The organism is Halobaculum sp. MBLA0147 (assembly GCF_041361345.1).
Taxonomy (GTDB): Archaea; Halobacteriota; Halobacteria; order Halobacteriales; family Haloferacaceae; genus JAHENP01.
On sequence record NZ_JBGKAD010000002.1, the window covers coordinates 383696 to 395838 of the forward strand.

A 12143-nucleotide genomic window follows, 5' to 3' on the forward strand; every position below is an offset into this window, starting at 1 on the left:
GTAGGGGTGGCACGCGAGAGACGCGCGAGGGGAAGCGAGCGGCGAGGCTGGGGATGCAGAGGTGCTGTGCGGAGCGGATTTGGGCGGAACTGGAACCCCCGATCTGCTCGCGTTCACTTTAGAAGTCTCGGCGACCTCTACTGCGCCGAGCGGTGCCGAGAGACGTGATATGCTACCGAGCGACCGCGAGCGGATCGAGGCTTGCTGAATGCCAGCCTGACCAGACCATTCGCCTTTATTTGAATACCACCACGAACGACGACCCCGACACACTTCGTGACGAACGACGACCGAGGGTGCCGACGGAGTCCACAACTTTCGTGTTACTCCCCGGCAATCTCTGTGTCGTGTTCGAACTCCCGTTCGTGACACTGTTCGGTGTCGGTCTGGCTGCGGCCGGCCACCAGACACTCTCTCGGCTGGCCGCACGCGTCGGCTTCGAGACGGTGATCGCCGACGACCGGACGCGTAGTGACGTCGTCAAGTGGGTCGCGGCGGGAGCGATGCTCGCGTACGTTCTCGGAGTGGAAGGGCGAGCGTTGTCCTCGATCGGCTTGCGAGCCCCCGACGCACTTCCAGTCGTTGGCAGTCTCACACCGGTGCTCGACGTGCTCGTCTGGTCGGGACTCGGTGTGGTCGCGACGTGGGTGACAACGGTGGCCGTCTACGCTCTCTACACACGACTCGGTCTCCCCCTGTTGGAGTCGTTCGAGGACGAGCTCCGTGACGGTGGGACTGCCAGGTACCTGTTCACGGTTCTCTCGGCCGGTGTCGTCGAGTCCCTGTTGTACCAAGGGTACTTGATCGAACGTCTCACCGGACTCACCGGGAGTGTGATCCTCGCGGCGGGCCTCTCGTGTGTCGTCTTCACCGCGGCTCACGCCGCTGGCGAGACCTTCTCGACGGCCGAGACGGTGTACATCGGCGTCCCCGCCGCCGTCCTCACGGCACTGTACGTGGTGTCCGGCTCCGTCTACGTCGCCTGCCTCACTCACGTCGTCGTGAACACGCTGAGCGCGGTAACGGAGTGACATAGGTGGGACCCACCCGGGTCGCGGACGAGTTCACTCCTCGACGGGGAACGCGTCGTGGAGCGAGTCGTGTGTCTCGCCGAGATCGTCGAAGAACGTTTCGCCGAGTGTGGCCAGCCGCGCCAGCGAGCGCTCGGCGTCTCTGACGGCGACGAGACGGCCGCGCCGGTAGTCGTACGCCGGGTCGTCCGCGTCCGTCTCCGCGACGAGTTCCTCCAAGTCCACCAGAGCGGCGTCCAAGTGCCGCTGGAGTTCGTCGAGACTCTCGGCGTCGGCCATCCCCGCGATAGGGCCCTCCATGTGGCCCTCCAGTTCCTGGCGGGCGTGTTCTTCGGCGGCGCGGTCCGTGGTTCCGAGGACGGTCGTCAGTCCGAGTCTGAGTGCTTCGATCTCGTGACAGGTCATAGCAGTTGGGTGTCGAGGTCGCTCACGATGCGGTCGCGGTCCAAGTGCGACGAGACGATGCGGTCGGCGTCGTCCGGCGCGACGCCCTGGTACCAGACGCCGTCCGGGTAGACGGCGACGTTCGGGCCGTCGCCACACGGGCCCAGACAGGAAGTCCTGGTGACGCGGGCGTCACAGGCCTCCGAGTCGCGGACGGCCTGCCGGAAGCGTTCCAACACCTTCGCAGAGCCGTTCCCGGCGCAGGTCTGGTTCGTACAGACGGCGACGTGGTTGGCGGGCGTGTCGTGGACGTGTGGCTCGTCGGCCACGTCCGAGCGGTCTTCGTGGGCCGCCTGGTGGGTGAGCGCTCGCAACATCGCCCGTGCGCCGCCCACGTCCTCCTCGTAGCCGTCGAGTTCCACCTTGTACTTGCAGGTGTCACACGACATCTCGACGCTGTCGGTGCGAGCCTCCTGCCAGCGGTCGCCGAGCACGTCGAGGAGTCTGTCGTCGGTGCCCAGCGGGTCGCCCGAGGCGGCGTCGACGTACGGGTAGTCGGCGTCGAACTCGGCGGCACCGTCGTGGATCCGCCCCGTCAACACGCCGTCGCCGAGCATGTACGGGAGGACGACGACGCCGTCGGGTCGGTGTCGGGCCACGTCGTGGAGCGTCTCGTCGAGTGTCGGCTCCGTCACGCCGACGAAGGTGGCGTCTACGCGGTCGAACGCGCGGCCCTCGTACAACAGCCGCGCGAGTTTGTGTACGTCGGCGTTGGCGTCCGGGTCCGAGGACCCACGAGCGCACAGCACCACCGTCACGTCGTCGTCCTCGCGGTCGACTCCGAGTTCCGCCTCCACACTGGCGGCGCGGTCGTCCAACAGGTCGACCAGCGCCGGGTGGACGCCGAGGTGGGCGCCGTTGGCGACGGACAACTCTGGGTGCTCCTCGCGGACGCGAGCCAGTGCGGCCGGCACGTCGTTCTTGACGTGGCTGGCGGCGAACAGCGAGAGGTGGACGACGGAGACGGTGGAGACGCTGCCGGCGAGTCCGTCGATCGCGTCGCGGATCGACGGCTCCGCGAGTTCGAGGAACCCGGCGTCGACCGGAATGCCGAGCCGCGACTCCAGGTTCGCGGCGAGTCGCCGCACCTGCTCGTTTGACTTCTCGCGGCGGGAGCCGTGGCCGACGAGCAGTACCGCCTCATCGTCCAGTGACGGGTCCGCCGCGGTCGTCGTCTGCGCTCCGTCTCGGCTCGCACCGGTGTCGCTCCCGGCTTCTCCACCGACGGCAGTGTCTCCACCGCCGCCAGCCTCGACGGTCCGCCCCGAGTCGGCGGTGTCAGACACGCGCCGTCACCTCCACGTCGGCTTGGTTGAGACTCCGGCGGAGTTTCCGGCGGCGTGTCGGTGCGAACAGCTCGAACGTCTCGCAGTCCTCGTAGATCGCCGCTCCGACCGCCGGGACGGCCTCGTCGTCGACGCCGAACCAGTAGCCGGAGGACGCCTCTGCGACGTCGCCCGTCGGCGCCGCGACCGGGAGCGCGTCGAGGAGTTCCTGCACTCGCCGGAGGAACTGCCGACTCTCGTGGACGACGGAGAGCCCGACGGTGCCGCTCGAGGACTTGAAACAGACGGTCCCAGTCGACTCGACGATCCCGCGGAGTAGGGGGCGCGGGTGGTCTGCGAGCGCGTCGAAGTCGTACGCCGGCGCCGGCTCCGACTCTTCGCTCGCTTCCGATCCCGTCTCGGTTTCCCGCTCTGTCCCCGTCTCTGGCTCCGTTCCCGTCTCGTCTGCCGTCTCACCGTCGACGGGGACACCGAACCGCTCGGCCGCGGCGGCGAAGTCACCCGCCACGTCGACCACGAACGACTCTTCTCTGCGGGTGATCGACGTGTCGTGTAGGTATTCACGGTCGGTGACCTCCCGCTCGACCGCACTGCGGCCGGCGATCGCGGCCAACCGTTCCGCACTCGTCTCGTCCGGTGCGGTCAGACGGAGTCCGGCGGCCTCGACGCTCTCGGCTCCACTCTCGCCGGTAGCGGGCGCGTCACCACTACGAACCGCCCCGTCGCCGGCGACGTACCCCCAGAGGTACGCGGTCTCTGGGGACGCCGTGTCGAGGTCGCTCACGACTCCTCACCTCCGTCCGTCGCAGCCTCGAGTTCGGTCACGTCGATCGCGTCGAACGGACACGCGGCGGCGGCCTGCTCCGCCTCCTGGACGCGGTGGTCGACGAACTCTCCGACGACCCGCTCGGCGGTCTCCGTGATCTCGCCGTCGTCGCTGCCGGCGGGTGGTGCGGGGTCTGCGTCCGGGTCCAGCGTCGCCAGTCCGGCGTCGTCTTCGACGAACCGTGGATCGCGGGTCAGACACGCGAACACGCCGTCACACGCCTCGCGGTCGACGGTGACGCGGTAGCGTGCGGTGGTCTCGGTGTTCGAGTCCGTCATCAGTAGTCGTACTTCGTCTCGTAGCCGCGCGGGGTGACCATCCGACCGTCCCACACGTACGTCTCCTCGTTGCCGATCACCAGCGTCGTCGTCATGTCCACCAACTCCGTCTCGCCGTACGACGGCAACTCGCCGAGTGTCGTGATCTCGACGGCCTCGTCTTCGCGACCTGCGCCGTGGACGATCCCGACCGGGGTGTCGTCGGCGCGGTGCTCGCGGAGGATCTCGCAGGCGCGCTGGAAGTTCTCGCGTCGTTTGCGGCTCCACGGGTTGTAGATCGAGATGGTGAACCCCTCGCCGGCGACGGCGTGGAGTCGCGACTCGATCTCCTCCATCGGCGTCAGGTGGTCCGACAGCGACACGCTGACGGAGTCGTTGACGAGTGGCGCACCCAACCGCGCCCCGCAGGACTGTGCCGCCGGCACCCCGGGCACGACTTCGAAGTCTAGCATCGACGCCGTGGCGCCCTTCGACTCCGTGATCTCGAGTGCCAGCCCCGCCAGCGCGTACACGTTCGGGTCGCCGCTGCCGACGATGGCCACGTCGTTGCCGGCGAGCGCGCGGTCGATCGCCTCCTCCGTCCGCGACACCTCGCCGCACATCGGCGTGTCGTAGATCTCCTCGGCGTCGTCGGTGATCTCGTCCGGCAGCAACTCGACGTAGGTCGTGTACCCGACGATGTGCTCGGCGTCCGCGAGTGCGCGGGTCGCTCGCTCCGTCATCCCCTCTGGTTGGCCCGGTCCCAACCCGACGGCGGTGAGACTCCCAGCGTCGCCCTCGAAGTCGTCGACGGTCGCGCCGACCTCCTGCTCGACCGTGTCGTCGTCCGTGCTCGCGCCGCAAGACGACGAGGAAGCCGACGCGTCTGCCGATCCGCTCGCGCCGCACGCCGACGACTCCGGCTCCGTCGCGCCACCGCAGGAAGACGTGGTGCTCCCCGCGTCGGCGGTCGTCTGCTCCGCTGTGTCGGCGGTCGCCGTGTCCTCGGTGTCGCCCGGGTCCTTCGGTCCGACCTCGGCGGCGTCCGCACCGCCGCAGATCGACTCGCTGCGTTCCGTCGTCTCGGTCTCTGTCTCTATCTCGGTCTCGGTCCCTACCTCGGCCTCTGTCCCCGTCTCGGTCGTCGCCGCGGTACCCGCCCGTTCCGCGTCCGCAGTCCGTGTCTGTCCGTCCGTCGGTGCGTCCGTCTCCGTGGTGGTGTCGTCCGTACTCATGTCAGAAGTCCTCCACGTCACGACCGCCACGCGGCGTGACGAGGAACTCGCGGTAGTCGTTGCGCCACACGTCCGTCTCGTGGGTGCCGATCAGGATCGAGGTGCCCATCCCGCCGATCTCGTCGGCGTGGGCGGTCACCTCGCCGAGCGTCGTCAGTGTCTCCGTCTCGCCGTCTGCGTTGCGCCCGGCGTCGTCGCGGCCGGCGTCGTCGACGATCGCGACGGGCACGTCGTCGGCCCGCTCCTCGCGGAGCACCTCGATCGCCCGCTCGTAGTCGCGCCAGCAGTTGTACAGCACGATCACGAAGCCGCTGATCGCCGCCGCCCGCAGCTTCTCCGCGATCTCGTCCCAGCCGCGCCACTTGTCCGACAGCGAGATCGTGCAGAAGTCGTTCGACAACGGCGCGCCGAGGTTCGCCGCCCCGCCGAGTGCCGCGGTCACACCCGGTACGATCTCGATGGGGACGTCCGTCGCGTCCTCCTCGTCGGCCATCAGGTACAGCAGGTCCGACTTCCCGTACACGTTCGGGTCGCCGCCGGAGACGTGCGCCACGTCCTGTCCGTCGCGGACGCGCTCGAACGCCTCCCGCGCCAACTCCACCTGCCGTCCCATACTCGACCGCACTACCTCCTGATCCGGTCGCGGATCGACGGCGGGCTCGCCGTCGGTGTCGTCGCCCACCCGGGCGTCTTCGTCCGCTCCGGTGTCGTCGCTCGCGGTGGCGTCACCGCCTTCTCCGCTGCCGCCGCCCGCTCCGGCGTCCTCGGGCGGCAGCGTGCCGTCCTCGCGGAGGAACGCTTGGTAGAGGTCCGACGCGATCACGCAGTCGGCGGACTCGATCACGTCCACTGCCCGCTTCGTCGCGTGATCCGGGAGCCCCGGTCCGATCCCGACGACGTACAGCGTCCCGTACTCCTCGGGTGGTGACCCGGCGGCCGCGCTCCTGGACTCCGCGGCGTCGCTCACTGCCCCACCGCCACGGTGACGGCCTCCTCGTACCGTTCCTTCTCGACGAGTAGTTCGTGGTCGGCCCCGCCGGCGATGGCCGACGCCTCGGCGATTCCGGGCCACCCGATCAACTCCTTCGACCGGGACGGGGTCGGTCCCTCGAAGCGTTCGAGCGTCTCCTTCTCGAAGGAGACAACGCCGACTCCGAGCTCTCCCGCGGCCGCGAGCAGCCCCGGCTCCTCCTCCTTCCGGGTCCCGGTGGCGACGAACGACACGTCGTCGAGCGTGTAGCCGGTCCCGTCCAGCGCCGACTCCCACGCGGCGTGGAACTGCTCGGCGTCCGCTCCGGCGACGCTCCCCGTCCCGAGCACGACGCCGTCGGGATCGTTGCGCTTCAGGACGGTCACGTCCTCGTCCGCGATCACCGCCGCCGGACCGTCGAGTCGGGCGACGGGGCCGAGTTCGTCGTCGAGGACGGCGAGGTTCGTCGCGACCGTCGAGTCGCCGTTGACGACGTGCGCGTCCAGTGCCTTCGCGCGCTCCTCGACGCCCTGTTTGCCGGCCGCCTCGGAGGCGGTCGTCGTGGCGGGCACCGCACCGAGTCCGGCGAGGTCGTCGGCGACTTGGTTCGCGCCGTGGTGACCCCCGGTGAGCGGGATCCCCCACGTCAGTTCCTCGTCGGCGACGACGACCGCGGGGTCGTCCCACTTGTCGTCGAGCAGCGGTGCGGTCTTGCGCATCGCGATCCCCGAGGCCATCAACCCGAGGAAACAGTCGAACTCGCCCCAGTACTCGGCGAACACGTCGCCGTGGTACTCCAGGATCTCGATCGTCTCGTACTCGTCGGCGAGTCCGTCGCGGACCTCGCGGGCAGTCTCCAGCTTCCGCTCGAAGGCGACGATCCCGAGCGTCTCCGCGACCTCGCCGTCGGAGTCCGCCGTCGAACAGTGGCCGCCGGAACTCTCCGACTCCGTGGTGTCGTCGTCCGCCGCCGTCTGTTCCCGGTCTGGCTCCGTCTGCTCCTCGTCCGGTACGGTCTCCGTCTGTGTTGTGTCGTCTGCCGTGGTCGACTCTTCTGTCGTCGTGGTGTCGTCGGTACTCACGTGTCTGTCTCCGTGTCGGTCGATCTGTCGTCTGTCTCCGTCTCACTGGTCCCACCCGAGTCGTCCGCACCCTCTCCGTCGTCCGGGCCGCGGTCGGCCCAGCCGTCGTAGAGGAACGAGCGGTCGTACCCCGCGCCCGCCGGGGCCTCGCCGATCAGCACCAGCGCCGAGGCGCGGTACCCCGCCTCCGTCACGCGGTCGCCGATCGTCGCGATCGTCCCGTCGATCACGTCCTCGTCCGGCCAGGAGGCGTGGTACACCACCGTCACCGGCGTCTCGGGGTCGTGTCCGTCGGCGAGGAGTCGCTCCATCACCTCCGGGATCGCGTGCGTCCCGAGGTACAGACAGGTCGTCACGTCGCCCATCGCGACGAACTCCGAGACGTGATCGTCTTCGGGATCGAGCGTCTTCCCCTGTGGTCTCGTGAACGCGACGTGATCGGCCGTCCCGTTGAGGGTCAACTGCGTCCGCAGGGTCGCGCTGGCGGCGAACGCCGCCGTCACGCCGGGGACGATGTACGTCGGCACGTCCTCGGACTCCAGTGCGTCCATCTGCTCGAGTGCGGCGCCGTAGATCGACGGGTCGCCGGAGTGGAGTCGCACCACGTCGCGTCCGTCGCGGTAGGCGTCCCGCATCAGCGGGATCAGCTCCTCCAGCTCCTTCCCGATGGAGGAGACCGTCTCCGCGTCCGCACAGTACCGCTCCAACAACTCGCTGTTGACCAACGACCCGGCGTGGACGACGAGGTCAGCCGACTCGACGAGTTCCTTCCCGGCGACCGTCAGCAGTCGTGGGTCGCCGGGTCCCGCGCCGACGAACGGGATCCCCGGCTGCTCGTCGCCGGCCGTGTGCTCGTGGACGCGCGGGTCGCGCTCCCGCTCGCGGCGCTCGCTCGCGGCGTCGATGGCCGCCTGCGGGTCCGTCTCCGCGTCGCTCACGGCGCACCACCGCCGTCGGTCGCGAGAGCCGTGTCGTCGTCCTCGGTACCCGCATCGTCGTCTCTCGTACCCGTGCCGTCGTCCGCTGCGACTGCACCTTCGTCCGTCTCCCCGTCTTCTGCCGACGCGAAGTCGGTCGGGTGGTCGCGCTCCAGGTCGCCCCGTTCAGCGTACGCCAGCGTGTAGTAGTCCCGCTCGGCCACGTCGGTCGGGTCGTCGGTGACGACCGTCTCGTCGGTGTTCATGAACAGCCGGCGTCCGTAGGTCACCTCGTAGCCCGCCTCCACGAGCCCCTCGTGTGTCGCCGGTGCGTCGGTGACTTTGAACAGGATCATCCGGTCGGGACCGGTCGGGGAGCGGCCGCCGTCGGCCTCTCGCAGTGCGAGCCCCGCGCCGGACTCCACCTCGACACCCAACGCCGTCGCGAACGCCGTCACGCTGGAGACGCCGGGGACGACTTCGAGTGTCACCGCCGGGTGGAACGCCGCCAGCGTGCGCCGGAGGTGGCCGAACGTGGAGTACACGTTCGGGTCCCCGAGCGTGACGAACGCGGCGTCGCCCTCGCGAGCCACCGGTGCGACCGTCGCGGCCGCCTCGCGCCACGCCCGCCGCAGTTCCTCGGGGTCCCGGGTCATCGGGAAGTCGAGGTCTCCGAGTCGGTCCTCCGGGACGTGTTCCGTCGCCACCCGTCGGGAGAGACGGCCGGGAGTGTACACCACGTCCGCGGACTCCAGCGCCTCTCGCCCACGGATCGTGAGCAGGTCCGCCGCTCCGGGACCGAGTCCGACACCGTACAGGGTCACGGCTCGCCCCCCGCCGTTCCGGTGTCGGTGTCACTCCCCGACCCGTCGCTCGCACTGCCGACGACGGTGTACACGGGATTCTCGGCGTCGAAGGAGGTGGCGCCGGCGAGTTCGTAGCCGTGACTCACCTGGAACTGGACGACGTCCTCCAGTAGGTCCCGCTCCCGGTAGGCGTCCACGACGCCGCCGGCCACCTCCAGCCGGGAGACGTTCGTGACCACGCGGTCGACGCCGGTCGCGACGGCGTGGTCCAACACCGCCTCGTAGTTGCGCGTCCCGCCGAGGAACAGCGCGTCGTAGTCGTCTGGCAGTCCGTCCGGTGCCTCGGCGGCGACCAACTCGACCGCATCGCGACAGTCGTTGGCCGCGAGGTTCGCCTCGGTCGCGTCCAGCTTCTCCGCGACTCGTTCCAGCGCCGTCACGCGACCCGCGTCGCGCGCTACCGTCGCTGTCACCGCACCGGTGCAGGCACCGACCTCCACGACGTGCTCGTCGTCGTCCAGCGCCAACTTCTGCCGGACGACGGCACGCACCTCGGGTTTCGTCGGCCCCGCCTTCGCGTCTCGTGGGAGTCGTATCGTCGACACGCCACGACGACGGTGTGACTCCCGTAAAACAATTGTGGTTGTCGTAGTTCAAGCACGCTTGTCTACGTCGGTGGTGACCCGACCGGTGTCGTCACCGGCGAGCGTCGAGGTGGCTCGACGGGTCAGTGCCGCCGCTCGGAGATGGGCGTCCGACGCGACGGCGTGAACCGAGAGGCAGTGATCGCGACGGCGTGAACCGAGAGGCAGTGATCGCGACGGCGTGAACCGGGAGGTAGTGATCGCGACGAAGTGAGTTCCGACGCGGCGACTCTGGCGGGAGTGCCCCGTCAGAGCCGGTCGTCGAGGAACTCGGCGATCAGCTCGAAGGCGCGCGCCTTCTGGTCTTGGTCGGCGGAGCCGTGGCCCTCCTCGCCGAGTTCGTGGTACGCGAAGTCCTCGGGCGCGGACCACCCGCGGTCTTCGAGCGCGTCGCGGAACAGCCGCGCCTGCGAGATCGGACACCGCGGATCGTTGACGCCGTGGAGGATCCCGATGGGCGCCTCGACGTTCTCGACGTGCGTGATCGGGGATCGCTCGCGGTACAGCGCCTCGTTCTCCTCGGGATCACCCAGGTACCGCTCCAGCGCGGACTTGAAGTGTGGCATCGAGTCCTCGTACAACTGCAGGAGGTCCGTCATCCCGATCCACGCGACGCCGGCGGCCCACGGCTCCGGGTGCATCGTCAACTGACAGTACGCGGAGTACCCGCCGTAGGAGGCCCCGAGCACGGCACGGCGGTCCGGGTCCACATCCCGTTCCGCGGCGAGCCACTCCGCGCCACACCGTACGTCGACCTGTTCCATCCCGCCCCAGTCGCCGTCGATGGCGTTCTTGAACTCGCGACCCCGTCCCGTCGAGCCGCGGTAGTTCGGCTCCAACACCGTGTACCCCTGACTCACGAGGAACTGGGTGTACACGTCGAAGCTGTGTTGCGCCTGCACGGACGGCCCACCGTGGACCTTCACGACCGCCGGTGCCGGCGACTCGGCGGTCGGTGACTCGTACAACAGCGCACCGATCTCGGTGCCGTCCTCCGACTCGTAGCGGACGTACTCCGGGGCGACGAACACGTCCGGGTCCACGTCGCCGTAGTCGGCGGGGAGCAGCGTCCGCGTCTCGTCGCTCGTCAGATCGTATGCGACGAGTTCCGACCGACTGTCTCCCGTCGTGACCTGCAGAGCGACGGTCGTCTCGTCGAGGAAGCTCTCGGCCGGGCTCGCTGCCAGCGAGACGACACCCTCCGATACGTCGAGTTCGCGGCTCTCGCCGCCCGCGAGGTCGTACACCACCGGCACCTCGGCGGCGCGGCGTGTACGTGTCACCAACACCGCGTCGCCGCCCGGTAGGACGGCGTCGGCGGTCTCCTCCGTCGTCCCGTCGCTCAGCCACTCGACGGTGTCCGCGTCGAGGTCGTACACGCCCACTCGCGAGCGGTCCGTCGAGTTGTCGTCGACGAGCAGCCGCTCCCCGTCCGGGAACCAGTCGACCGCGCTCGCCTCGGCGCCGTCCTCGCCCACGTCGAGACGGCGACGATCCGAGCCGTCTCGTGCCGCGACGTACACGTCCCGATTCTGGAGATTCTCCGACTCGTTGCACGCGAACGCGATCCGCTCCTCGTCGGGACTCAGCGTCGACGGCCCGGGTCGCACGGGCTGTTCGAACGTCGTGAGTCGCGTCGACTCGCCGGCCTCGCGGTCGAAGGCGTAGAGGTTCAGTTGCTCGCCGTGGTCGGAGACGTACACCAGCGTCCCGTCGCTCGCGGTGTCGACGAGGAACGACTGTCCGTCTGTCTCGATCACGGGGGTCGCAGTGCCGTCGCGGTCCAGGCGGTACACGTCGTTCTGCTCGTCGCCGTCCTCGTCGCGGTGGAAGAAGATCTCCTCGCCGTCCGTGTCGTAGTGGAGCGCGCCACGCGGGTTCCGCGGGACGTTCCCGTCGGAGAGGCGGGTCCACGTCGACGGGTCCGACGCGTCGGCGGTCGACGCGACGTACACCTCCATCCGGCCGCTCCGGTCGTGGAAGAACGCCACTTCCGACCCGTCCGGCGAGATCCGCGGCGTCACGAACGACGGGAGTCTGGCGAGTGTCTCGGGGTCCAACTCGTCGGCGGAGTCGATCTGTGTCGACATTCGTCCGTCACCAGAACGGTCGCCCACAAATACCCCCTGGCACTGTTCGACTCTCTCCCACCGCTTTGAGGAGAGGATTCCACCCGCTACGTATCAGTCCAACTGGTCGAGATCATCACGCCGCTCGCGGTCCACGACCCCGGCAGTGACCTGCCGACAGCGCTCGTCGAACAGTCGTGCTTGATCGGGTACGAACTCGACAGCAGGCCGACAGCAACTGAAGATGGTACCTCTCCGACAGTCTTCGACTCGACAGTGAATACGTACGGTAGCAGACTGGATCGATACGAGAAATCCGATTGACGCACAGCACGTGGTAGGTGGGGGCGCCAGACGATACAGCCGAACTTTTTGGGGAGAGTGCACTCTCGCTCGACGAGTATCTTGATAGGCACGCTGCGGTCGGACACTGGACGCAGTACGAGATTCTCTATCGACTCGTCCACGATGGCGACACGAGTCCGACAGAACTCGCCGACGGAGTCGGTGTCGTCGACAACATCCCTGACGGCGTTGTTAGTGAACCACTAGAAAGTCCATCTATTCGGTGATAGC

General features: G+C 68.7%; 13 protein-coding genes. 2 read left to right on the forward strand and 11 right to left on the reverse strand.

The genetic code is table 11. From position 1 onward, the window contains the following. The first annotated feature begins 347 nt into the window (after positions 1-347). The gene (locus RYH80_RS16130) at positions 348-1031 is read left to right on the forward strand and encodes a CPBP family intramembrane glutamic endopeptidase (RefSeq protein ID WP_370905043.1); all 684 of its coding nucleotides are present in this window, start codon (positions 348-350) and stop codon (positions 1029-1031) included. Positions 1032-1064: 33 nt separating this feature from the next. On the opposite strand, the gene RYH80_RS16135 is transcribed toward RYH80_RS16130, so the two are convergent. The 11 genes from RYH80_RS16135 to RYH80_RS16185 all read right to left on the reverse strand — a co-directional run bounded on the left by RYH80_RS16135 (position 1065) and on the right by RYH80_RS16185 (position 11588). Further along, positions 1065-1436, reverse strand: a complete 372-nt coding sequence (locus RYH80_RS16135) for a DUF3209 family protein (RefSeq protein WP_370905044.1) — start codon at positions 1434-1436, stop codon at positions 1065-1067. Beyond that, entirely contained in the window at positions 1433-2626 is a 1194-nt protein-coding gene (locus RYH80_RS16140) for a CbiX/SirB N-terminal domain-containing protein (protein WP_370905137.1), read from the reverse strand. Before RYH80_RS16140 ends, RYH80_RS16135 begins: the two co-directional genes overlap by 4 nt. 127 nt (positions 2627-2753) lie before the next feature. Beyond that, a complete protein-coding gene (locus RYH80_RS16145) occupies positions 2754-3545 on the reverse strand; it encodes a cobalamin biosynthesis protein (protein ID WP_370905045.1) in 792 nt (263 codons plus the stop codon). Then, positions 3542-3865: a ferredoxin gene (locus RYH80_RS16150; RefSeq protein WP_370905046.1), complete on the reverse strand. Its 324-nt coding sequence runs from the start codon at positions 3863-3865 to the stop codon at positions 3542-3544. Before RYH80_RS16150 ends, RYH80_RS16145 begins: the two co-directional genes overlap by 4 nt. Continuing rightward, positions 3865-5079 (reverse strand): precorrin-3B C(17)-methyltransferase, encoded by a 1215-nt coding sequence (gene cobJ / locus RYH80_RS16155; RefSeq protein WP_370905047.1) that lies wholly within the window; start codon positions 5077-5079, stop codon positions 3865-3867. Before cobJ ends, RYH80_RS16150 begins: the two co-directional genes overlap by 1 nt. A 1-nt stretch (position 5080) precedes the next feature. Beyond that, on the reverse strand, positions 5081-6046 hold the full coding sequence (locus tag RYH80_RS16160) for a precorrin-3B C(17)-methyltransferase (protein ID WP_370905048.1): 966 nt from the start codon (positions 6044-6046) through the stop codon (positions 5081-5083). After that, positions 6043-7131 (reverse strand): cobalt-precorrin 5A hydrolase, encoded by a 1089-nt coding sequence (gene cbiG, locus RYH80_RS16165; RefSeq protein ID WP_370905049.1) that lies wholly within the window; start codon positions 7129-7131, stop codon positions 6043-6045. Before cbiG ends, RYH80_RS16160 begins: the two co-directional genes overlap by 4 nt. Beyond that, on the reverse strand, positions 7128-8069 hold the full coding sequence (locus RYH80_RS16170; RefSeq protein ID WP_370905050.1) for a cobalt-precorrin-4/precorrin-4 C(11)-methyltransferase: 942 nt from the start codon (positions 8067-8069) through the stop codon (positions 7128-7130). The genes cbiG and RYH80_RS16170 overlap by 4 nt, the downstream gene beginning before the upstream one ends. Then, the gene (locus RYH80_RS16175; protein WP_370905051.1) at positions 8066-8872 is read right to left on the reverse strand and encodes a cobalt-factor II C(20)-methyltransferase; all 807 of its coding nucleotides are present in this window, start codon (positions 8870-8872) and stop codon (positions 8066-8068) included. The genes RYH80_RS16170 and RYH80_RS16175 overlap by 4 nt, the downstream gene beginning before the upstream one ends. Next, on the reverse strand, positions 8869-9459 hold the full coding sequence (locus RYH80_RS16180; protein ID WP_370905052.1) for a precorrin-6Y C5,15-methyltransferase (decarboxylating) subunit CbiT: 591 nt from the start codon (positions 9457-9459) through the stop codon (positions 8869-8871). Before RYH80_RS16180 ends, RYH80_RS16175 begins: the two co-directional genes overlap by 4 nt. A 287-nt stretch (positions 9460-9746) precedes the next feature. Beyond that, complete coding sequence (locus RYH80_RS16185; protein WP_370905053.1) at positions 9747-11588, reverse strand: S9 family peptidase; 1842 nt, start codon at positions 11586-11588, stop codon at positions 9747-9749. Positions 11589-11908: 320 nt separating this feature from the next. Here RYH80_RS16185 and RYH80_RS16190 point away from each other — a divergent pair, with 320 nt between their 5' ends. Then, positions 11909-12139 carry a hypothetical protein gene (locus tag RYH80_RS16190; RefSeq protein WP_370905054.1) on the forward strand — a complete coding sequence of 77 codons (231 nt, stop codon included), beginning with the start codon at positions 11909-11911 and terminating at the stop codon, positions 12137-12139. Positions 12140-12143: the final 4 nt, after the last annotated feature.

Coding starts and splice junctions, on each gene's coding strand:
- RYH80_RS16150 (WP_370905046.1), bottom strand. CDS start 3,865: ATGACGGACTCGAACACCGAGACCACCGCACGCTACCGCGTCACCGTC.
- cobJ (WP_370905047.1), bottom strand. CDS start 5,079: ATGAGTACGGACGACACCACCACGGAGACGGACGCACCGACGGACGGA.
- RYH80_RS16185 (WP_370905053.1), bottom strand. CDS start 11,588: ATGTCGACACAGATCGACTCCGCCGACGAGTTGGACCCCGAGACACTC.
- RYH80_RS16135 (WP_370905044.1), bottom strand. CDS start 1,436: ATGACCTGTCACGAGATCGAAGCACTCAGACTCGGACTGACGACCGTC.